The organism is Candidatus Polarisedimenticolia bacterium (assembly GCA_036004685.1).
In the GTDB taxonomy this organism is placed as follows: Bacteria; Acidobacteriota; Polarisedimenticolia; order Gp22-AA2; family AA152; genus DASYRE01.
Map to the genome: position 1 here is coordinate 1 of DASYRE010000003.1, position 23,416 is coordinate 23,416.

Sequence of the window (23,416 nt, forward strand, 5' to 3'; positions counted from 1 at the left end):
ATGCATCTTACGGCTCCAGTGTCCATCGTATGGCAACTGCCTCTCGGTATCCGGGAGGGCTTTGGACATATCGTAGAGATCCACGTAGACGATGTGATCGTTCTTCGCCAGGGGCGCCAAGTGCTCTTGTATCTCCAGTTCCCAAGGCGCGGACGCCTGCACCATCAGTAGATTCTTCGGATTCTGACTGCCCAGCCTTGCCCCGAGCCTCTCGAGAGCTTCGAGGCTTCTTTTCCACTCCTCTTCGCTGATGGCACTCTCACTCTGCAAGTCGTGAGTCATGCTTTTTGTTCCTTCAGCCCCAGCGCTCACCTCCAGTCGATGCCTCAGTTTTGCGAGACTGAAATACAACAAACGATAAACATGGGAGTAATTCCGCAAGAAGATCTTGCCAGGGAAACGAAGCGCACCGAGGTCATTGTCCGCTACGCCCTTCATGAATCGAGCATCGTCCGATGGATCATTCCCACAAAACGTATAGACAACGATACTCGGATGAAAGACTGACAGGTGGTCTCGAGCATAGGCCACTGACTGAAGAGTTCCCCAACCTCCGACGCCGGCATTTATTACGCTGTACTTCTTCCCCGCACGGTTCAAGTCGTGCTCGAGCAGCGCTCCGAAAGTGTCTTCATCGTTAACCCCTTGGCCGAACGTAAAGGAGTCCCCGATAAGCAGAATCTTGATTACGGCAGGGTTCTCCAGGTCTGCTTTCGCATAGGACTTACCCCTGTGACCCCACTCGTTTGTCCTCACATCCATCGTAAAGCCATCGATGTAATGATAACGCTGATGAAACCTGCTCTTGAGCACATAGCCATAGGCGGGATTGCTCTGAAACCATCTCATGGCTTCTTGTTGTGGAATGAATAACCTTAGAAACAGCTCGGCTAGCGTGAAAAAGACCACGATGGAGGCGGCGGAGATAAGAACTCGCGTCACCAACACGCGAACACTTCCCAACCACGCCTTGGCGAGAAAGGAGTTATCATCCGTCATGCTGATATCTGGTTAGGAGTGTGATTGCGCGGCCACTCGCCTTAGCACGGAAACGATCCGTTCAGCGGCCTTACCGTCCCAGAGACTCGGAACTCGGCCGGTTTTTTCCTTCGCATTCAGCACACCCTCGGCCCCATTACAAATGCGCTCGACGTCGTTGCCTACCAATACATTGGTCCCTTCGGCGATTGTTATGGGCCGTTCTGTGTTGTTCCGAAGCGTTAAGCACGGAACACCAAGCACGGTCGTCTCTTCTTGGATTCCACCAGAATCAGTCAGCACGAACCGTGCATGCCTTTCCAGATGAATAAAATCCAAGTAGCCCAATGGTTCTATCAACTTCAGGCCACGCACTTCCGTGGAGATCTCGAATTGCTTCAGCATTCGGGCTGTTCGCGGGTGTATCGGGAACAATATCGGGATTCGCCTCGCGATGATGGAGAGTGCCTTGAAAATCCTCTTCAAAGGTTCCTGCTCATCCACGTTGCTAGGTCGGTGAAGCGTCAAAAGAGCATAGTCTCCATTTACTCCAAGACTCGTGCGAACCTGTGAGCTCTCAGCCTTCTGGACCAGGTGGATTAACGTATCGATCATCACATTACCGACAAAGTAGATCTTCTCTTTCGAAATTCCTTCCCGTAACAGATTGTTCTCGGCTTCAGGGGACGTCGTGAAATGGAACTCAGAAAGCGCGTCTGTCACAACTCTATTGATTTCCTCAGGCATCGTCCGGTCGAAACTCCTTAGACCAGCCTCGACGTGACCGACGGGAATCCCAAGCTTCGCAGATACGATGCTGCAGGCAAGCGTCGAGTTGACGTCTCCGACGACTAGGACCAAATCCGGATTCTGTTCCTGCGCGATGGGCTCAAAAGCCATCATGATATTTCCAGTCTGGACTGCTTGCGTTCCAGATCCGACGTCAAGGTAGATGTCGGGCGCAGAAATCTCGAGATCCCGAAAAAAGACGTCGGACATCCCAGCATCATAATGCTGCCCCGTGTGCACCAGAACGGGGTTCAGTTCAGGGTGTCTTTTCATTTCGCGGAGCAACGGCGCAATTTTCATGAAATTCGGGCGCGCACCAACGATATTCAGGATCTTCACGTGTTTTCCCCCGAATCGCCGATTACTGTGCCCCTCGGGAGAAGAGCACCGCAGGAATCGTTTTAGCCAAAATGTGGAAATCGAGTCCAAGGGACCAGTTATCGATGTATTCCATGTCCAGTTTCACCCAATCGTCGAAGCCGACGGCGTTCCTGCCATTGACCTGCCAAAGACATGTGATCCCCGGCTTCATGCTCAATCGCCGGCGCTGCCACCGCTCGTACTTTTGTACCTCCGATGGCAGGGGAGGACGAGGGCCTACCAGACTCATATCTCCCTTAAGCACGTTCCAAAGCTGAGGCAATTCATCACAACTGGTTCGACGCAGAACACGCCCTACTTTCGTAACCCGAGGGTCGTTCCTGATCTTGAACACCGGCCCCGTCATCTCATTCTGGGCGAAGAGCGCCGCTCGCTGACGCTCGGCATCATGCACCATGGAACGAAACTTGAGCAACACGAATCTGCGGCCGTTCAATCCACTGCGAGTTTGTCGGAATAGCACCGGACCCCTTGAATCAAGGATGATCAAGATACTGGCCAGAATCATCAAGGGGCTGAGCAGAAAAAGAAGGCTGGCCGAAATGAAAACGTCTATGAGACGCTTGAAGACAATGTCACCGGCCGAGTGCGGAATCGTAGAAAGCGTGAGTATCGGTATGTTCGCTACGCGGCTGAGATACGTTCGGGCAAAGATAGAGTGTGCGAAATCTGCGCGAATATGAATTTTGAGGCCTACCTCCTCGCATTTAAGAAGCTGCCTTTCGCATTTCGGGAGATCCTCCAATGGCAGAGCGAACACGATTTCGTCGATGATGTGTCTGTCAACGATCGTTTCCAGCTCCTCAACGGAGCCCAACACCTTGTAATCGTGCCCCACAGTGGGCTCCTGCCCGAATCCACTGGCGAAACCAGCGATGCGAAATCCATACTCCCGTTGCGCAGCGAGTGTTTCTGCTATCCGAACCGATTCGTCGTTAATACCTACGAGAAGAACATTTCGGTAGTTGAATCCTTTCCGTCGGATCACTCTCTGTGAAATCCGGATAAATGTCTTCTCGGCAACGACGTAGACGAAAAACAACCCAATATACAATGCGAAGAAGCTGCGGCTAAAGTACTTGGCTTGGACTACGAAAATTAGAAACCCCAAGAACAGGCCGCCGAGGGCGACCGGCTTTCCCACCAATAGGATGATCTCGGCCAAGGACTTCGTCCGTATGGATTCGTAAACACCCGTGAATCGGAAAAGCAAATAGAATGTCGGCAGCGAAACGGGTAACAGCCAAAGGAAACGGTAAGTCGCAATTTGCGAGAGATCTGGGACTAGGACTGGGAGGAGGTGATTTCTCAAGAGAACGGCCGAAAAGAATGCACATCCCAAGAGGACCGCATCGATAAGGGCTACTACGGTAGCCAATTCCTTTGCTCTTTCCTTTAGCAAGGGATCGCTCCGGATAACGCCACCAAAGGCCGCCTTGTACGATGCGGCATTCTGTTTGCTTGTAGCCGACCCACTCTTTTCCTCAACGCGCTGCCTCTAGAACCTGTCTGACCGCGCGGCCAAATTCGACCGCCATGTTTTTGAGACTTGCCCTCTGCAGTACGATACTCTTCGAACGCTCACCCATCGATGCTTGCCGTCGGGAATCCTTCAACACTTGCACGATACACTCAGCCAGTGCATTCGAATCAGCAAGTGGAGCAACCAAACCATTTTCTCCCGGAATGACAAGATCTTCATGTGTTCCATCGGAGACCGTGACCACGATTGGCAGGCCGAAAGCCATCGCCTGGTTCAGAGCCAGTCCTCCTGTGCCCGGCATGACGAACACATCGGCGCCAGCGAAATAGGCTTCGATCCCATCAATCACTTCGCCGACAAAATGAACTCCGTCCCCCGCCTGGGCCCGTGCTTTCGGCAGCTCAGGCCCGGTTCCTACGACCACGAGCTCCGCATTCGGTATTCTCTGTCGAACCAGTCTCATGGCCACGATAAGGTCCTCGAGTCTCTTGGTCGGCACCACTCGTCCCACGTACAGAACGCACTTCCCACCGATCCCGAGCCGTGTCTTGACATCGAGAGCGGCTGCGCGCCATTTCATTTCATCAAGAGCCAGGCTTTCAACGTCCACCGTGTTCTGCGCCACGGTAATTCGGCTGGGATCAACACCGTGCGACACCATGTATCGTGAAGCTGCCGTACCGTACGCGACAATGGCGTCAGCCTGCCGAGCAAAGCACCGGATGAGCACGTCCCGTAGCCCTTTCTTCCATCCCTGCACTTCCGGTCTATCCCATCCCGTCACCCAATAGATTGTCGGAAGGTGACGCAGTTTACGCAGCACGAGGATGAATAGGTTCGAAAGGATGCCAAACGAACCTTCCAGAATCACGATGCTCAACTGCGATCCACCAAGGCGGTGCAGCGCTCCCACCTGAAAACTGAGCTGGTAACCGAGAAAGGGAATTTGGATCCGCCGAACCACCGTTTCCTTGAGCGCCTCCGTTTCCCGCAACCGATAGTGCTCATTCTCGCGTCCTGAATGCACGATTTCGAGATGCCAGCACGGATTCTCTGCCGACAGTGCTTCGAAGAATGGGACGCGATAATGAGAAAGAACTGTTTGGACAATTGCCACCCGATAGGTTCTTTCGTTCGTTTCTCTTCCTGGTTCAGTCACGGTGTCCTTTATAGTCCCCATACAGCCTGAACCAGTCGCCTAGAATTTGAATGAACGCGAATACAATGAAGGTAACATTTGATATCAAGTACCGCCGCCAGAGGCGGCGAGGATCGTTGATTAGGCGATGGAGCCATTCGAGGCCTGCCGCCCGGACCCATGAGGGTGCTTCCGGGATTGAGCCCGCGACGAAATCAAACGCCGCTCCTACTCCTATCATAGCTGTTTCGGGCAAGAAGGGACTATGCTCCAGCATCCAGATTTCCTGCTTCGGGGCCCCCAAGCCCACCCATAGTATTCTGGCTCCGCTTCTACGGATACGCTCCATAGCCTCGGCGTCTTCCTCGCGAGAGATAGGCCGAAACGGCGGCGAATCGTATCCGCTGATCATCAGGCCTGGATATCGCATCGTCAAGACTTCGACTAATCGCCTGGTGACCGCGGGAGCTCCACCATAAAAGTAATGGCCCACAGGCTCCTCTGACGCATACGCGCATGTCGCACGGAGAAGATCCGCACCTCGTACCTGGTGTGGATGTCTGGCTCCGAGTAGCCTTGCCACCCATGTTACCGGTCGCCCATCGGCAAGAGCCAGGATTGAAGAGTTCGTCGCTCGGCGCAGCTGCGCGTGGGTTCTGCCTAGGCTCACTGTGTGAGCGTTAGCTAGGCAGACATAGCCTCCTTCATGTTTTCGAGCCGCGTCTACAATCCTCTGCACAGCGTCTTGAAGGTTGATTGGACATAGCCATGAACCGAGCAGACAGACTCCCTGGCTTTCACGCGATTCGTTCATCCTGCCTTCTCGCTGCCAGCACGCGTCGATAACAATCCATGAGAGCCTGGTAGCCCACGTCCATCGTGTACTTCTTCATGAAGGATTCCCGGGCACCTCTGGCCAGGCTGTTCCGGAAAATGATGTCCCTGTGCAATCTCATTATGGCGGCGACCATCCCCTGATGCGATCCTCGAGGAAACAGAAGGCCGTTCACTTCTTCCTCTACAAGTTCCTCGAGCGCTCCAACTCGGGCCGCCACAACCGGCACGCCGGCTCGAAAGGCTTCCAGAACGGCATAGGAGAACGTTTCCTCCGACAACGAGGGCACAACCAACGCAAGCGCACCTGTCAAAAACTCAAAACGCCTATCATTGGCAAGATGACCGCGGAAATGGACCTGGTTCTCCTCCCGAGCAGACAGGCCCTGAGCAAGCTCCTCCCGTAGGGGTCCATCACCCAGCACCTCTATGTCCATGTACTTAGTCAAATCCTTGGCTGCCTTAGCCAAAAGCATTACCCCTTTCTCTTCAGAGATTCTGCCGAGATAAACGATATAGGGACGCTCCGCCTTTCTCTCAGAAACTGAATGATCCGGCAAGAAATGCGGGATGATCTCGATAGGTGTGCCGGTCGGCATTATCTTTTCAAGTTGTCGCTGCAATGAACGTGAAGGGCACACATGAACTGCTATATCCGTCCTGAACGTGCCAATAATCCGATCAATTTGGAGGGCTAACGCATATGTCAGACTCGGACCAAGCTTGTGCTGTACACATCGATTGAGCACCGCCGGGAGGAAAAACCCTCCGGTACATCGATCGCATACATCGCCGCGCAAGAATCGCAACCCACTAGGGCACGAAAGCCGATAGTTATGGTGCGAATAGACGACGGGCACACCGTTTTTTGCCGCAGCTCGTATCGCCGACGCGGTGATCAGCGGAAACACGTTGTGAACATGCACGAGCTGCGGCTTTTCTCCATGGATAAGCTCAGACACCTCACGAAACACTCTTGGTGAGTAAGGAGTGGCGATGGCCGCCCGTAGTTTGCCAAAACCAGAGAGGCCCGAGATGTCCTGGCTATTCTTCCTATAGCTGATCACCTGATGCCCCGATGCTTCCAAAGCGGCAATCTGGAGAGCGACCGATTGCTCCTCTCCGCCCCGGAATCGATAGGCATTATGAATGACCAGGATCTTCACTCGTACCGCCTTTCCCGCAACAGTGAGGTTAAACGCTCATCGCATCCTGCAGACACTTTCCATTCAGAATCTCTTCATACAACTTCATCAGTTTCCTCGCATGACAAGCCCATGTGAGTTCTCTCCGGGCTAAGTCTCGATTTCTCCGGCCCATTTCTTCCGCTTCTGCGGGAAGGCGGATCCATCGAGAAATAATTGAAGCCAGTACGGCATCGTCGTCGCGAGGTATTCTCACGATTCCAGCGCCGAGCCTCGCCAGATCCTCGGGCCCTCCCTCTCCAACGAGTCCGACGACGGGCTTGCCATAGTGCATTGCCTCCACGTACGCCACACCGAAAGCTTCATTCCAACTTGGAAGAACAAACGCGTTACAGGCCTCATAGTACTTCCCCATCCGTTGAGGAGGAACAGGCCCGGTAAAAACGACTTGCCCGCCGAGACCAAGTTCTCTCACGAGCCTCTGAAGCCGTGGCAGGTCATTGCCTTCCCCGATAAAAGTACAGCGAACTGGGAATCCACCACGATTCAATCGAGCGGCCGCACGAAGTACGACGTCTTGACCCTTTTGTCTTTCTAGGCCACCCACAGTCAGTACCTGGAATTCTTCAGAATGATGTTCAATCTTTACCAACGGAACATCGTTTTCTGCCTCACAGTCTCCACCCTGGTAGATTATGCGAACCAGTCCAGGATCTACGTTTCCCAGTTCCAGAATCCTGTCTCTCGTGCGGCTCGAGTTGGCGATAACGGCGCGTGCCGATCCTAATACGCGGCGAAGGACAGCTTTGCCTCCAGGGCGTTTGGCGGTGAAGGCCACCTCGTACCCATGAATACTCACTACAAATGGGGGCCCACCCTCGTCAGCAACAAGTTGCGCGACATGCCCCGAAGCAATTGCGAAATGGGCATGGACTATGTCGAACCGCATTTCCTGGTTAAGCCTTTTTAGAAACTTCCCGCCGAACGCGTAGGCCGCCTTGCCCCACGTAGCCTGCCCAAAGATTCTCGGGAGGCCCGTGTAGCAAATCCGACCGAACCGAACGCAATCCCGAGACTTCTGCAACAGCGCCTCTCGGGTCATCCAATGTCTCCAGTAGCGCTGGCATTTTCCCCAATCACCATGCACCATAGCTCGCAATAAGTGCCATTCCGGGAACAAGCGACGGAGTGCTACCACATGCACATTCGCGCGTCCCGTCTCGCCAAGTGCTCGTGCCATTCGCCACACGAACACGCCATCATTCGGCCGGTAATGGCTTGGGTAAAGATCCGTCAGAATGAGAAGTTGGATCTTCTTCGGTTCCATGATCAGTCACTCGGAAAGAGCATTTCTGGAATCTTTCCTCGATGCACCCGCTTCAGATAATAGGAACGCAGCCGTTAGCGCGAGAAGAATCTTGTCATGGACCGGGTAGCCTACCGATTCGAACATGCCGGTCCATCCAAGATAGAGAACAAGCGCACAAATGAGTTTAGTTCGTGCGGAAACAGAGCTTCTCCCAAGGGCGGTCCCTGTGGACCGCGACACCTCTCGCACAATTGCCCAGCCACCGGCGATCAGAAGACACGCTCCAATTATCCCGTATTCCAAAAGGAAAAATAAGAATGTATTGTGTGGCTGCCCCCACACCGATATTTTCCATAATTCTGACAGTTGATCGCCAAGAAACAAGCCATGCCAGTTGCGGGCCAATATGATCAGGCTGTCCTGCCAGAGACGTTCCCGGATGTAGAAGCTGCTCAGAGCGAATCCATACCCCTCGATCTCCGCGGATCTTAGCGCCATGAATATGATTCCGAAACCTCCTGCGAGCAACATACAAGTCCGCCAGAGGGAACCTCGCCAGAAACGCAGGCAAGGAACCGAAAGCAAAGTCAATCCCATCGCTACGTACGTGGTCTTCGCGAAGGTCGTCGCGATTGCCCACAAACAGAGTCCTGCGCCGCACCAGGATAAGACTAGCCATTTACGGGTACCAAAGCTCTCTGTCCAAAAAAGCAGCATGATTGCGCCAACCGCTAGATAAATGGCGAAGCTGTTTGGGTGGCTTTGCAGACCCGCTACAGGCTGAACTCTATAATTAGATTGGCTCCCAAAATCAACGAACGTCTTCATTTGACCTTGCTCTGAGACAAAGGGAGCTGGCCAGTCCCAATAGGCTTGGCCCAATGCCAATGTGGCGCTGATGACCGCCCCGAAAAGAAATGCTTTCCGCGCGACATTGGCTAGCTCTGCGGTAACCAGCACTCTGCGCAAAACCATGAGCGCGATTACAAACTCCAACCACTCGCGCAAATCACTGAAAGAATGTCGAAGATCTGCGGCGAAGATACTCATGGTCAAACGAAAGCCCAGAAACACGATGAAAATGATCTCATAGGATTGAAGGGGGATAAAAAGTCGATGAAAGTTGAAAACGATCAGGATGGCAAGCATCGATATTAAAACCAGCTCTACAACGTCGAAGTTGATACCGCTCAACGTGATGCGTGTGCCCAAAGCCATTCCTAACCCAAGTAGAACAAGAGCGGTTTGAGAAACTCGCCACGTGACCATCATCGATAGGGCGACGGCGGCCAGAAAAACAAGGCTGCCCAGCACAGCTAGCATTAGTGAGCTACTGACCAGTACTAACATCACACCCGAGAAAAGAGCGGCCAGACCGACAGCGAAGACACCTAGGGTGTTTCGTTGTAGCCCGGACTTTAGGTCAGACGCCGACGAGGTCACGTGTCCTCCTGGAACCTGTTGCCATTCCGAGTAATCCGAGCTGATGCGCCAAGCCGGTCACTAGGGCGACCACAAGGATCACCCGCCCTACGGCCCCGATGTCGGCGGTACCGGTACCAAAGCGTGACGCGATGACTCCGAGGCCGCAGCCCATCACGGTGAATACTCCAAATCTCACGGCTGGATAGTCGATAGGGTGGGTCACGAGAGAGCTGCGCCACAGGATCAAGCACAAGATGCCATAGCCTACCAACGTCGAGAGTGCGGCACCTGTGGCACCCCAGCTCGGTATAAGGGCTATGTTGCCGACGGTATTGAGCAGAACAGCCACCCATGTGGCCGCTGCAACGGGTGTCGGACGATCGCGAAACATGACACCAACATTCAGGGGATAACTGAGCCCAAGGAAAAAATAGGCCCCTAGCAGGATTGGGATCAGAAAAGCCGCCTTCTCGTATCCGGCGGGCGCTACCAGCGCGATAATCTCCCTTCGTAGGCAGCAGACAACCGCAAACATTATCACGCTGGGAACCAGGAACAGAGCCAGAGCGCGGACGTAACCCGCACTCCCTTCATCACCCGATCCCACCTGGAACCTTCCGGCAGCCCATCCAATTGCGAAGGGACGCACCACCGCGACCTCGAGAATGGTCGCTACTTTGTACGCCACGGCATAGACGGCGACTTCCCGCAATCCACGAAAGCCCGCCAGAAAATATCGATCTGCTCCGAAAAGCACGAAATTCCCGAAGCCTGCGATTACCATGGGCAGTCCATACTGCAATGCCTCGTTGGCGAAACTTCTGGCGAACAAGGCCCGTGGCCGGAGAAACGCCAGAAGAATGACCAGCGCCGTGGCCTCCCCTGCTAGCCACGCCCAGGCCGCGACTTGAAGATTCAGGTGTCCTCGCAATGCGGCAGTACCGGAGACGGAGAGTTGTACGGCGACACGGGTAAAAGATAGGCAACCGAAAGCGAACGGGCGATTCTGAGCTCGAATGACACCCATCCCCACATTCAGCATGCTTTGCAACGCGGCGATGAAAGTGCCAACGATGATGAGACCGCCGTGCACTCGGCCGACCCAGATGTCGTGTCCGAGCCAAAACACGAGGATGCCGAGCCCGGATCCGATTGCTCCAAGTACCAGTGCAAGAGACAGGCTTTGCGATACGACCTTTTGTCGCGCTTCAATGTCTTGCGCCAGGTGCCAATGCTTAATGGCGACAGAATCCAAACCGCAGGTCAGGAATACGGCGAAGACCTGCGCTGCGATTGAGAAGAGAGACCAGAGACCAAAGTCCTCTGGAGAAAGGAACCGTGTGTAGATGGGTAAAATGAGGAAGGAAATCGCGCCCGCGAGGATGCTACTTAGTAGGTAGACAGGCTGGTTTCGCAAGAAATGCGTGTATCCAGTCTTCTGTTCCAGCGCAGACATCATCCCGGGTTCACCGTGCTTTTATCATCTTGGGCGCAGGAGAAGGGCGTGGAACCTCATCCCGAAGGCTTATTAGAGCCGACCCGAAAGTTCTTCTATTTTGAGACTGAGGACTCTGTTGCGCGGGTCCAATTCCGCAGCTTTCAGATACTCTGCGAGCGCGTCTACATAGCGTCCTTGCATTTCAAATGCCTCTGCCAGTCCGGCGTGCATTACAGAATTCATGTCACGTGAAACCCGGCTCTCTCCGAACCTGCTTTTTAAGAATTGCCATCGCGCAATTGCTTTCCCGTATTGGCCCGCCCGGAGGTAGGCCATCGCGAGTGCATGATGAATGTGAAGTTGGGTATCGTCGATCCGCAAGGCAGCTTCGTACGCGGAAATTGCGTCTTGAATCCGACCTTCCCTGAAGTATGCCTGACCCGCCAGATAGCGTAAGGCGGCCCGCTCACGAGGATCTTTGATTCGACCCACATGCTCCGCCGTTTTCACAAGCTCCAAGACTGCGGCGGTCTTCCCATCATTCATGTAGCGTCGAACCAGGGCGGACAAGACCTGGAAACTGTTCGGAGCTCCCGGCGCTGCGTCGAGGTACTCATGCTCGGCCTCCGAATCGAACCCTCTTTCAGCGAGAAACTCGGCCAGAATTACACATGTCCTCGGCTCATGCTGGATAAAATCCCGCAATTCTGACACCGACGTCACCGAGCTCCACAGAACTGTGAGGATGTCCTTGGACAATGCGGGATTCTGTCGTAGGACCGTGGAGAAAATCCGTTTCGCAGAGGTAATGTCACCGAGCGCCAGCCAGAAGGAGCCGATGCGATAGTGGAGCTGGGGTTTGTAGGGATCGAGGGAGTCCGAAATGGTCAGGAGCTGGGCGACGGCCTTGCCCGAAGCTTCGAGCCGCTCGGCCGAGAGATTCGCTTCGAGGTTCTGGATAATCGTGGCCTTCACGAATTGGTACTCGGCGGAGCAGGGGTTCAGCTGGATGGCATGGTTGATCGACCATAGCGCTTCGCGCAGGAGGGTGACGAGGCTCGGGCTCGGCGCGCCCCCGCTCGAACCCGCGGCCGGCTGCAGGCTCTCGGTCTCGGCCATGACGGTAAAGAGAAGGGCCCGCTGGTACTGGACCTCCGGCAGGTCGGGGACGAGCCGATCGGCCCGCGCCAGCACGAGCTGCTTGCGCGCCACGATCTTCGGGTCGGGCGGCTTCATGCTGTCGGGGGGATACTCCTTCTGGAGCTCGGCGTACTCGGTCAGCGCGTCCGCGCCTCTCCACTGCGCCGCGGCCAGCGCGCCGAAGCCGAGAAGGCCGGGAATCCCGAGAACGAGGAGCGCAAGGCGCCTACCCATGGGTTCCCTCCCCTTCGGCCCGGAGGGCGGGCGCGGCCAGCAGCGTCAAGCATCCCGCCAGGAACGCCAGCGCCAGGAGATTCGCGGGAATCTGCAATCCGAAATCGAACAGCTCGTGTAGCGCGACGGCCGAAAGCCCCAAGCCGCAGGCCGTGAGCAGGACCTGTCCAGCGACGCGGCCGCGCGCCGAGCGCCACCAGAGCCGCGCCACGCAGGCGATGCCGAGCGCCAGAAGCGCGCCGCCGGCGAGCCCCGACTCGGAGAGGACCTGAAGGTAGTCGTTGTGGGTGTAGTCGTAGAAGGCCGTCGTCGTGGCCTCGCGGTACCGCGGGAAGACGTGCTGGAACGTCCCGACGCCGGTGCCCAAAACCGGAAAGTCCCGCACGATCTCGAGGGTCTTCCGCCACACCGCCAGGCGCCCCCCGGGAGCGGAGAATTCCGTCGTCAGGACGGAGTAGCGGCCGGTCAGGGTCCAGTAGCCGACGCCGTAGGCGGGGATGAGGACGGCCACGGCGAGCAGGGCGATCAGCAGCGTCTTCCGCAGGCTCCAGCCCTGGCGGAACTGCAGGAGGCAGAAGAGGACGGCGCTTCCGAGGCCCAGGATGATGCCGGCGCGGGAATAGGAGAGGACGAGGCCGATGACGAGGATCGCGATGCACAGAATCAGGGTCAAGTTGAGGCTGGCGCGGCGATCGGTCAGCCCGAGGAGGCGCTCCCGCCAGGTTTCGGTCATGGCCGGCGTGCGGAGCCGGGAGAACAGCAGGCCCAGGGCGACGAGCAGCGACATCTCCAAGAATGCCGCGAAATGGTTGCGGTTGATGAACGTGCCGGTCGCCGCTTCGAGGTAGTAGCGCTTCTGGTAGGTGAAGATGTGCTGGTGGCCGCTCAGGTACTCGAGGAGCCCGTAGAAGGCCTCGAAGGTGCCCATCCCCACGAAGACGTAGAGCAGGACCCGCACCTGCCGCGCCGTACGGAACTGGTTGATCAGCAGGAAGAGGAAGACGGTGAAGGCGATCCCTTTGAGCAGGTAGGTGCGCGTCGCGCTCGGCACCTGCGAGATCGGCCGCCAGGCTACGGGGGCGACCGGCGCCTGCCCCAGGACCGCCGCGTCGGTCGCGGCGATGTCGCGCGTCGTCGCGGCGTAGCCGGGAAGCGTCTTGCCGTAGAAGCCGGCCGTGCCGGGGGAAATCGCCCGCAGCGCCGCGGGCGGGAGCGGCACGAGCTGGAAGCCCATCAGGAGGAGAAAGCCGAGAGGCGCCAGGAGCAAGGAGGCGAAGTGGACGCGGGTACCGGGAAACAGGAAGAGGCGATACATGAAGAGAAGCCCGACCAGGGCGACCGACAGCTCGAGGGGAGAGTAGGCCCACGGCTCGACCGAGCCGAACGGGAGCGGGGCCACGGCCACGATCACGAGGAGGCCGCCCCGGATCAGCGTGTCGAGGGTTCGTTCCAGGCGGCCGGCATGCTTCATCAAGGTCGGAACCCGTTCCGGGGGGCTGTCTAGGCCACGGGAGGCGGAGTGGTGCCCGCCGCTTCTCTCCCTTCAGAGTCGGTTTCGTAACGGTAGTGACGGTAGCGATAGCGATACGAGTAATAGTCGCCGGCGTGGACGTCCATGTCGTTGAGAACGACGCCGAGAATGTTGGCCTTGGCCTGCTGGAGCTTCTCGCGCCCGCGGATGGCCGCGGGCTTCGCGGTGCGGCCGCACTGGACCACCAGGATCACGGCGCCTGCCTTGGCGGCCATGATCACCGGATCGGCGACCGAAAGCAGCGGCGGAGAGTCGATCAGGACGTGATCGAACTGGGAGCTCTTGCGGAGCGTTCCCAGCAGGAAGTCGAAGTGCTCGGAGGCGAGCAGCTCGGACGGGTTCGGCGGGATCGGCCCGCTCGCGACCAGGAAGAGATTCGGGATCTCCGTCTCCTGGACGATCTCCCCGAGGTCGGCATTGCCGGACAGGTAGCTGGAGAGCCCGGCGAAGTTGCCGGCGCCGAGGGCCTTGTGCAGCCGCGGCCGCCGCATGTCGCCGTCCACCAGAAGGACTCTCTTGCCCGACTGGGTCAGGGTGATCGCGGTGTTCAGGGTGGTGACGGTCTTTCCTTCCTGCGGCTCGCTGCTGGTGATGACGATGATCCGGGGCGGCGAGTCGGCGGTGGAAAGGAGCAGCGAGGTGCGTAGCGTCTTATAGGCTTCCGAGGCGGAGGAGGTGGGGTCCCGCATCGTCACCAGGTCGACGGCGGGCGACACCGGCTCGCGCTTGACCCGCCGGCTCGCGGCGAGCTCGCCAGGGCCGCTGGCCGAGACCACCATGGGAATGGCGCCGAGCACCGGGAGCTGCACGAACTTCTCGACGTCGGCCGTCGACTTGATCGAGTTGTCCAGGTATTCGAGGAAGAAGGCCATCCCCACGCCGAGCCCGAGGCCGACGACGAGGCTGAGGAGGATGTTCAGCTTCTTGTTCGGACGGAAGATCGAATCCGGGATCTCGGCCGAGTCCACGACCCAGATGTTGCCCGTGCCGGCCACGTTCTTGAGGCGCGACAGCGACCCCGTCTCGGATTCGCGCTGCATCAGCCGGTTCAGGATCTCGCGCTTCGAGTCGACCGCGGCCTTCAGGTTGGCGTACTCGACGGCGTACTGCTTCTGCTTGATCGAGTCGCTCTTCTGCCCCTCGAGCGCGCCCCGCACGGTGCGTTCGTGCGCCGCCGCCTGGTTGTACTCCATCTTGGCGGTCTTCAGCGTGTTGTCGTAGATCTTCCGCGACTCGGTCGCCATCCCCTCCCGGGCGTTGTCCCATTCCGCCTTCAGACGCTGCATGTCGGGCCAGTCGGCCTTGAACTGCTTCGACTTCTGGGTGTACTCGCGCTCCAGCTCGGCGGTCTTCTGGCGGAGCTGCTGGATCAGGTTGCTCTGGGTCACCTCGGGAATCGACTCGGGGCTCGTCGTCTCCAGCTCGCGGTAACGGGCCTCCTTGCGGGAGGTCTCGACCTGCGCCTCCAGGACGTCCTGGTTGAGCTGGCCGAGCTTCTGGTTGACGATGTTCTCCTTCTCGTCGAGGCCGATGATCTGCTTCGCCTCGCCGTACTCGTTCAGCTTCGCCTCGAGATCGGAGATCTGCTTCTTCATCTCGTCGGTCTGCGTGGCGATGAACTCACTGGCCTGGGCCGTCGTGTCGTAGCGGGCCGACTGGTTGAACTCGATGTAGGACGTCGCCACCGCGTTGGCCACGCGGCTCGCCAGCTCGGGATCGACGCTGATGAAAGAGATCTCCACTAGGTGCGTGTTCTTCAGCGGGTTGATGTCCAGGCCGCCGAGGGTGAACTCGATATAGGGCTTGTCGGGATCCTCGGGGAGGCCCTCCAGGGGCGACTTGCGGACGAACGACGAGAGCCTCTGCATCAGCCCCTTCCCCTTCGAGCGGGCCACGACCCGGTTGACCACCGGGTCGTTGCGCAGGTCGAGCTTCTGCATCGCCTTCCGGGCGACGTTGCGGCTCGACAGGAGACGGTACTGCGTCTGGTAGAAGTCGTTGTACGAAAGGTAATCGTAGCCGACCGGCTGGACCTGCTGGAACTGCAGGACGTTCGGCTGCTCCCGCTCGATCTGGATGGTGCAGGTGGCCATGTAGGTGGGGGCGATCAGGAAGGATCCGAGCGTGACGGTGATCACCAGGACCAGGACGGCCGTGAAGACCACCCAGCGCCTCTGGACCAGGACGGTCCAGTATTCCATCAGGTTGATTTCCCGGGAGGCGGCGTTTTCGCTCATCAGAAGAAAGTCTCCGGGACGTAGATGCTGTCGCCGTTCACCAGGACCATGTTGGCCTGCTTCCCCTTCCGCACCGCCTTGAGATCGACCTTGTACATCTCCTGGGCCCCGTCCGGGCGGTTGCGGATCAGCACGATGCCCTTCTGCGAGGCGCGCTCGCTGAGCCCTCCGGCCGCGGCGATCGCCTGCAGGAGGTTCAACGGCCTGGAATTCTTGTATTCCACCTCGCCGGGCTTGCGCACCGCCCCGTCGACGTAAACGTGCAGGATCCGGTCGATCGGGATGTTGATCACGTCGCCGGGGAGGATCGGGATGTTCAGCTCCGGGTTCCCCTTGATCATCAGGTCGTCGAGATCGACGTCGATCCGGGTCGTCGCGCCGGAGCGATCGGACCGGAGCACGTAGAGGTCCTTGCCGGCCTGCTGCGTCAGCCCGCCCGCCTCGGAGATCGCTTCGAGCAGCGAGCGCTGGCCGAGCATCTCGACCGTCCCCGGCTTCTCCACGGCCCCCACGACGCTGACTTTCTTGCTCTTGGCTTCCTTGACGAAGACCGTGACCTGAGGATCGGTCAGGTATTTCGCGCTGAGGAGATCGCGCAGGCGCGCCTCGGTCTCCTTGACGGTGAGGCCGCTCACTGGGATGACCCCCAGAAGCGGCACCGAGATCGTGCCGTCGCCTGAGACGCGCACCGTGCGGTTCAGATCGGGCTGCTCGAAGACGTTGATCTCCAGCAGATCCTCGCCGCCGATGACGTAGTCCGAGCGCTCGGTCGGCAGCATGACGCCGAGCCGCGCGGGCGAGGCCGTCCCGGCGACTCCCGCGTCGGGCCTGGAAGGGGCGTCGGTTTTCGGAGGAAGCGGGGCGCTGCCGGCTCCCGCCGCCGCTCCTGCCGCTCCCGGGACGGCTGCCGCGGCGGTGTCGAAACGGACCACCAGGGTGGCCCCCTCGCCGCGCACCGTGGAGGGGCAGGGCCGCTTCAGATCGAACACGACCTGCGTCCCCTGGACGCCTCCCGTCGCGGCGGAGATCGAGATGCCGCTCACGACCTCCGAGTCGACCGGCAGCTTGGCCTCCTTGATGGCGTTACGGACGTTCGGAAGCTCCAGCACGACGCGGGGCGGCTCGGAGTCGACCCGGCGGCTGAACTGAAAGGCCCCGTCGCAGATCAGCAGGAAGGCGCCGCTCCGGCCGTCGGGGCGGACGTCGAGAAGCGAGGTGACGCTCTTTTCCGGGAAAGCGGCGGCGGGGACGAGAAGAAGCCCCGCCGACAGGGTCAAGAGGACCGCGCGCCGCCGGAGCCCCTGAAATGCCCTCTGGTTCATGTTTTCCGCCATCTCCGTCGAATTCTCCTGATTCTATCAGAAGTTATACGCGTAGGTCACCATCGCCGTGTTTCTCCGCCGATCGAGGAAATCGAAGGTGGAGAGGCGCCTCCAGCGACCCACCCGGAGGCCCAGGCGCGCCTGGTTGTTGAACCGGTAGGAGGCGCCGGCGAAATAGGAATGCAGGTGATCGGTCCGGAAGCCGTCGACCAGGACTCCCGTGTCGAGGTCGAGCTGGGTGGTGAGCTCCGGGTAGTCGACGCGCTGCCGGTCGCCGCCCACCTCCCCCGCCACGCGATCGGTCAGGAACTGCGTCAGGGTTGCGCCGTAGCCGGTGAAAACGTAATAGACGTTGTTGGGGGCGATCGTGAACCCGGTGCTTCTCTTTCCCCGGCCTTCCAGGTTGGTCCGGCCCGTCATCCGGTAGAGGAGGTTGCCCTCTCCGACGAGCCCATGGAACCCTTGCTGCTGCGGATCGTCGGGATCGAGGTTCTCGACGCCGACTTTGACCGAGCCCCGCAGGAACGCCGAAGGATCCAGGTCGAAGCCCAGCGAGATCCGGCGGGACTGGGAATCCTTGGGCTTCCCTTCCGGCTTGTCGAAGGAGATGCCCCTGCCTTCCCATTCCACCAGGAAGGTGGTCTTGGGCAGGAGCTTCTTCCGTCCGGTGACCCTCAGGTTGTTCTCGACCCGGTTCTCGAAGTCGGGAATGTTCTCCCCCTCCTCGCTGTCGCTGATGTAGCGGAAGCGATCCCTGCCGAGCCGCAGCTCCAGGGACGATCGCGACAGCTCGTATTTCACGCCGGCGCCGAAGATCCGCTCGTTGCGCCGGATCCGGAAGTCGAACTCCGCCGTGCTCGGCCTTTCCTTGAAGGTCATGGCCTGGAGCTCGGTGAAGAAGGTGAGCTTCTTCAGATAGACGTTCGACTGGAGCCGCGCGGCGTTGTTGAAGTGGTTCTGGGAGGAGGTCTGGGCGAACCAGACGTAATCGAGCCTTTCCTCCGCGGCGATCGCAGCGCGGTTGGAGAAGAAGGTCACCACGCGGAAGCCGCCCTCGGCGGTGGAGGTGAAATCGGTCACCCGGTCGTTGTCGTCCAGGAAGACGTTGTCGTCGTAACCGGTGTCCTTGAAGAGGAGGAAGGGGCGCATGCGGAAAGGACCGACCCGCATCATCCCTTCGAGCGGAAAATCCTTCTCGAGGCTTCCAGCGAGCGGCAGGCCCGGGGCGCCGAGCAGAAGGAGGGCGAGGCTCAGGAAAGCTCGGCGCATGCATTCCCAGGGATGGAGCGGTTTGGGCGGAAAGCCCGCCAGTCCTGAATTCTAAGGGATTTCCAATCCAGGGGTCAATGGAGGTCCATGCGTGTTGCGTCTGCGAAATAGCGTTAACACCGAGGCCGTCGAGGCGCCCGGATCGCAAGGCGCGACGAAGCGCCGCGTACCCGGAGTGGTACGCCAGCGAGGCGCAACGCAGCGAGCCGGGATGGATCGACGGCCAAATGTAACGCGATTGAGGAGACGCAACACCCACTAAGCTTTCATGAGGGCGCCGACGATGAGGAGGCCCCAGACCACCTTGCAGAGGACGAAGTCGTTCATCGGCAGCGAGTCGCAGATCTCGGAGAGGGTGCGGGTCTCCTGGCAGAGAGTCAGGATCTGCCGCTCCCCAGGCATCAGCCTCGCCCGCTCCGCGAGATCGTCCGCCTCCTTGGTGGACCGATACTCCGTGCTCAACCCGCCCACCACCTCGTAGACGCGGGCCCACGAAGGGATCCGCCGCACTCCTTCCAGGATCAGCTCCAAGGGGTGGGCCTTGATCGATATCTCCTCCGCGGCGGCCGCCGTCTTCTCCAGCTCCCAGCTCCCCTCGGTCCAGGCGAAGACGCTGAACACGATGTCCTTGAGCTGCTCCTGCAGGGCGCGGTCGAGATCCTCCTCGGTGATCTTCTTGCGCGCCCGGAGGACCTCGCCGTGACGCTTGTGCTCCTTGAGCGCGGTATCGAGGCAGGTCATGAGGTCGGGCAGCGAGACGATGCCGCGTTTCAGCAGCGTCTGGACGAGCCGATCGTCGCGGTCGGTGGAGGTCGCGAAGGTGATCTGGCCGCGGTTCAGGTGGAGCGCTTTGGTCACGGAGCCTTGCCGGAGGACGAGCCTGCCCGTCTCTCCTTTCCGGTGAAGCCGGTGGACCAGGACCGGCACCGTATCCGACTGGATCTCAGACCCTATCCTCTCGGTCATCGTCGGCTCCCTCCCCTGGATGGTTCCGGCCTCGAGGTCATTGGAGCAGCTTCCGGGCGCGGGCCGCGACGGGAGGCCCGTCGTTCGATTCCAGGGTGGCGTCGGGAGACGCGGCCGCCTCCTGGAACGCGGTCCTGGCCTCGGGGACCAGCTCCTTCTTCTGGTAGCACAGTCCCTGATAGTAGCGCACCGTTCCCCGGGAGATCCCCGGCCCGGCCGGAAGGCTCGCGAGATTGAACGCCTCGGTGAGCGCCTTGTCGTAGGACTGGAAGTGCATGAAGGCGATTCCGAGGTTGACGAGCGCCAGAGAACGCTCCAGGGGCGTGTCGGCCCCCCGCGACATCTGCCGGTAGTCGCACAGGATCTTGTTGTAGAAGTAGTCAGGCGAGTTGAGCGGCACGAGCACCGGCGTCGACCCGACGGTCACCGGAACGGTCAGGACGGGCCCCTCCCGCTTCACTCCGAAGACCGCCTTGTCGTTCTCCTTCCATCCTGAGGAGGGCGCCAAGCTCCGCGCCTCGGAGATTTTCTTGCTGTTCATCGTGACGATCTGATCGCCGGGCAGCAGCCCGGCGCTCGCCGCCGGCGAGCCCTTCGCGAGGCGCACCACGACCGGCCCCTCGCCGATCAGACTGTCGGAAAACGCGGCGCCGACCCACGGCCGCGACTGCTCCGGGACCCGGTCGAAGCGGGCCAGGACCGCCCGCACGTCCTCTTCGTGTGTCAGGTCGATGGCGGCGCGGTCGGGGGCCGGCTGGTCGGCCGCATAGAGCCACACGGTGGACGTTCCCTTCCCCGAGGGCTCCTCGATCGACAGGACCGCCATGAGGAGATCCGCCTGGAATTTGTTCAAGGCGTCCAGGACGCGCGGCGCGGGGATCCCCTTGCCTTTCTTCAGCTCGTCCACCCCCTCCGGGCGGGTCATCTCCTTGACGAGCGCCTCGCGGAACGTCTTCAGATCGTCGTTGGCCCTCACCTGGTTCACCGATCGGAGGGTCTTCAGCCCTTCCAGCAGGGTCGCGTCCTCGTCGCTCCAGTTCAGCCTGCCCCAGACGTCGAGGCGGAAGGTCCCCAGATAGAGGAGCGTCGGACGAAGCCTGGCGTCGAGGGTGTTCAGGACGTCCGGCTTGATCCGGACTTTCTCGAACCAGGTCCCCTCCCCTTTCTTGACCAGGCGAATCTCCTGCTCGCCGGCGCACACGGTCGTCTGCTGGAGCGGCGTGGTCCCCTGGGATCTTCCGTTGACGAGAACCTCGGCGCCGGAAGGGTGGGAAGTGATCGAGATCTGCCCCATGTCCTGCTTCAGGACGACCGGCTGGAAGGTCTGGGGAGCGTTGCGTTCGACGTCCAGAGTCACGGTGACGCTCCGGGGGGTCGGCTCGTAGCACTCCTTCTCGAACCGGACCTGATGGTCGCCGGGGGTCACGTTGGGGACGAGCAGGGGCGCGGAGGCCCGGGCGGGGTCGATGCCGGCGTCCCGGGCCAGGGATTGCTGCTCCGGGGGAAGCGTTCCGAAGGTCGTCCCGACCAGCTGTCCATCCACCAGGACGTTGACGCCATTCGGCTGCGTGACGAACTGGAGGATGCGGCGGTTCGGCTTGAGACGGACCTCTTTCTTCAGCTCCGTGCGCGGGGTCACGGCCACGTCCTCCTCGTAGTCCTCGAAGCCTTTGAGGACGAGCCGCAGCTTGTAGGTTCCCTGCATCAGGGCGCGGCCGACGATGGGAGTCTTGTCCAAGGGGTCCTCGCCGAGGAAGGCTTCGGCCCCAGGCGGGTCGGTGGCGACCGAGAGGCTGCCCACGCTGGCTTTCTTCACGTCGTTGAACAGCTCGATCACCTTCGGGGAGACCATCTTCGAATCGATCTGGTAGTCGATCTTGACCTTGAGGAGCTTCTGGAAGTCGGCCCGGGCTCGCTCGCGATCCCCCTGGTTGAAATAGGATCGCGCCCTCAGGTCGAGCGCCTCGGCGATCTTCTTGACGACGTCCGCACCCACGTCCTGGACCTTGCCCCCTTCGTAGAGATCCACCACGGCCGTGAAATGCCCGATCGCCTCCGGGAAGTTGAGGGAGAGGAAGGCGGCCTTCCCTTGCGCCAGCCGGTGATCCAGCTCCGCGAGCCCGGCGGTCAGATCCTCCTCTTCCTGGGCGGTCGCGACCGGGAAGAGGGCCGGCGTCGCGAGCAGCGACAGGAGGAGCAGCGCCCACGCCCGCCTGGCGGCCCGGCCGGAGGGGAGGGCGGCGGCTCTACTGGTATCGCAGGATGGCATCGGCCTTCCGATCGTAGACGTAGATTCGTCCCTGGCGATCGACCTCGAGCCGCTCGGGCGCCACGATGCCCCCCTTGGGGCGATCGGGGCCGAGAGTCGAGAGGATCTTCTTTCCCGAAGGGTCGAGGACCATGACGCGGCCGGTTCCCAGATCCGCCACGTAGAGGTCGCCCAGCTCGTCGACCGCGAGATCCGCCGGCTCGGAGAGGGAAGCCGGGGCGTCGCCCACGCGGATTCGGCCCATCGTCTTCCCCGCCTGGAGCACCGTGACGCTCTTGTCGCGCGTGTCGAGGACGTAGATCTGATTGTCGAATCCGATCCGGATGTTCCCCAGCCTCCCTCCCGCCGATCGATACACGGAGGTGCGGAAGTCAAGACCGCGCCCAAAGAGAAGGACTTCGCCCGTCTTGGCGTCTCCCACGTAGATCCTGCCGTCCCGGTCGACCGCGATTCCCGAAGTGTCACGGACGGGCCGGGGGGTGGTCGAATCGGAGCGGACGAGCGGCTGCTGCTTGTTCGCCGAGAGGATGCTGCCGGCGCCTGCCACGACCGGGCGGCCGCGCCGGTCCACGGCCGCCGACTCCGCGTCGGGGAAGACGATCTTCCCGGCCGGACGCCCCTTCGGATCGATCACCACCGCGATCCCCTGCTTGCCGTCGGCGACCAGAAGGTTGCCGTCGGGGCCGATCGCCATCGAGCTGACGGAGCGCAGGCCGAGGGTCTCGAGGCGGCCCGAGAACGAAGGATCGGGAGCGTAGGTCACACTCCGGCCCGTGGCCGGGATCAGGCGGAGGCGGTGGAGCAGCGTGAGCTTCTCCTTGGCCGCCTGGGCCTCCGGTTTGGCGGGATAGAGATCGCGGACCTTCTGGTATTCCTCCATGGCGCGCGGATAGTCGCCGGTCCGGTAGAGGGAATAGGCGTAGTCCAGCCGCGCCCGGGCCGCGCCCGGGAAGGACGGGACCTGCTCCAGGAGCTTGGCGAAGTCCTCCAAGGCGGGGTCGTAGGCGCCCGAGCGCATCTGGCTCATGGCGGCGCCGTAAAGGGCGTCCCCCGCCAGCGGACTGTTGGGGTAGACGTTCGCCACCGCGGTGAAGGCAGCATAGGCCTCATCGGGGCTGAACTTCGGATTCTCAGGCTCCAGGGCCAGCAGTCCCATCTTGTAGAGGGCGTCCGGCGCCCGGGCCGATCCTCCGTAATGCTTGCGAATCCGCTCCAGCAGGGCCGACGACTTTTGAATATTGTCCCGGGTGGCGTTGCCGATCTCTTCGGGGCTGGTGACGGGGTAATGGAAGGAGGCGGCCTGGTAGAGGGCGTCGGGCGCCTGCGGCGCGCTGCCGTAGGAATCGTAGATCTGCTCGAAGCCCTTCAGCGCCTCGTCCGACTTCCCGCCCCGGAGGAGCTGGAGGGCGGTCTCGTAGAGCTTCTGGACGATTCCGCCGTCTTGCGCGGCGGCGCCCGGCGGCAAGAGAAGCAGGCAACAGAGAAGGGCCGGCAGGTATCGGGTCGGCCTCGGCGGCGTCATGGCACC

16 protein-coding genes are annotated in these 23,416 nt (G+C 60.2%); all 16 read right to left on the minus strand.

What is annotated here, in order from left to right:
• Window positions 1-999, minus strand: a 999-nt coding sequence (locus VGR67_00065; GenBank protein ID HEV8334798.1) for a GDSL-type esterase/lipase family protein, incomplete at its 3' end; no start/stop codon positions are given.
• Window positions 1,000-1,011: 12 nt separating this feature from the next.
• Window positions 1,012-2,106 (minus strand): UDP-N-acetylglucosamine 2-epimerase (non-hydrolyzing), encoded by a 1,095-nt coding sequence (gene wecB / locus VGR67_00070; protein HEV8334799.1) that lies wholly within the window; start codon window positions 2,104-2,106, stop codon window positions 1,012-1,014.
• Between the two features lie 22 nt (window positions 2,107-2,128).
• Window positions 2,129-3,550 (minus strand): sugar transferase, encoded by a 1,422-nt coding sequence (locus tag VGR67_00075; protein HEV8334800.1) that lies wholly within the window; start codon window positions 3,548-3,550, stop codon window positions 2,129-2,131.
• A gap of 82 nt (window positions 3,551-3,632) precedes the next feature.
• Window positions 3,633-4,790, minus strand: a complete 1,158-nt coding sequence (locus VGR67_00080) for a glycosyltransferase family 4 protein (protein ID HEV8334801.1) — start codon at window positions 4,788-4,790, stop codon at window positions 3,633-3,635.
• Between the two features lie 776 nt (window positions 4,791-5,566).
• Window positions 5,567-6,769, minus strand: a complete 1,203-nt coding sequence (locus VGR67_00085) for a glycosyltransferase family 4 protein (protein ID HEV8334802.1) — start codon at window positions 6,767-6,769, stop codon at window positions 5,567-5,569.
• 28 nt (window positions 6,770-6,797) lie between these two features.
• Window positions 6,798-8,075: a glycosyltransferase gene (locus VGR67_00090; protein ID HEV8334803.1), complete on the minus strand. Its 1,278-nt coding sequence runs from the start codon at window positions 8,073-8,075 to the stop codon at window positions 6,798-6,800.
• A gap of 6 nt (window positions 8,076-8,081) precedes the next feature.
• Window positions 8,082-9,500, minus strand: coding sequence for a hypothetical protein (locus VGR67_00095; protein ID HEV8334804.1), 1,419 nt, complete (start codon window positions 9,498-9,500; stop codon window positions 8,082-8,084).
• Complete coding sequence (locus tag VGR67_00100; GenBank protein ID HEV8334805.1) at window positions 9,481-10,941, minus strand: oligosaccharide flippase family protein; 1,461 nt, start codon at window positions 10,939-10,941, stop codon at window positions 9,481-9,483. The genes VGR67_00095 and VGR67_00100 overlap by 20 nt, the downstream gene beginning before the upstream one ends.
• A gap of 69 nt (window positions 10,942-11,010) precedes the next feature.
• Window positions 11,011-12,294, minus strand: a complete 1,284-nt coding sequence (locus tag VGR67_00105; GenBank protein HEV8334806.1) for a tetratricopeptide repeat protein — start codon at window positions 12,292-12,294, stop codon at window positions 11,011-11,013.
• A complete protein-coding gene (locus tag VGR67_00110; protein HEV8334807.1) occupies window positions 12,287-13,765 on the minus strand; it encodes an O-antigen ligase family protein in 1,479 nt (492 codons plus the stop codon). Before VGR67_00110 ends, VGR67_00105 begins: the two co-directional genes overlap by 8 nt.
• Before the next feature lie 29 nt (window positions 13,766-13,794).
• Window positions 13,795-16,062 carry a polysaccharide biosynthesis tyrosine autokinase gene (locus VGR67_00115; GenBank protein HEV8334808.1) on the minus strand — a complete coding sequence of 756 codons (2,268 nt, stop codon included), beginning with the start codon at window positions 16,060-16,062 and terminating at the stop codon, window positions 13,795-13,797.
• Entirely contained in the window at window positions 16,062-17,384 is a 1,323-nt protein-coding gene (locus VGR67_00120; protein HEV8334809.1) for a polysaccharide biosynthesis/export family protein, read from the minus strand. The genes VGR67_00115 and VGR67_00120 overlap by 1 nt, the downstream gene beginning before the upstream one ends.
• A 36-nt stretch (window positions 17,385-17,420) precedes the next feature.
• On the minus strand, window positions 17,421-18,653 hold the full coding sequence (locus VGR67_00125; protein ID HEV8334810.1) for an outer membrane beta-barrel protein: 1,233 nt from the start codon (window positions 18,651-18,653) through the stop codon (window positions 17,421-17,423).
• Between the two features lie 258 nt (window positions 18,654-18,911).
• Window positions 18,912-19,619, minus strand: a complete 708-nt coding sequence (locus VGR67_00130) for a DUF4388 domain-containing protein (GenBank protein ID HEV8334811.1) — start codon at window positions 19,617-19,619, stop codon at window positions 18,912-18,914.
• A 37-nt stretch (window positions 19,620-19,656) separates the two neighbouring features.
• Window positions 19,657-21,888 carry a PEGA domain-containing protein gene (locus VGR67_00135; protein ID HEV8334812.1) on the minus strand — a complete coding sequence of 744 codons (2,232 nt, stop codon included), beginning with the start codon at window positions 21,886-21,888 and terminating at the stop codon, window positions 19,657-19,659.
• Window positions 21,866-23,410 carry a tetratricopeptide repeat protein gene (locus VGR67_00140; protein ID HEV8334813.1) on the minus strand — a complete coding sequence of 515 codons (1,545 nt, stop codon included), beginning with the start codon at window positions 23,408-23,410 and terminating at the stop codon, window positions 21,866-21,868. Before VGR67_00140 ends, VGR67_00135 begins: the two co-directional genes overlap by 23 nt.
• Window positions 23,411-23,416 lie beyond the last annotated feature (6 nt).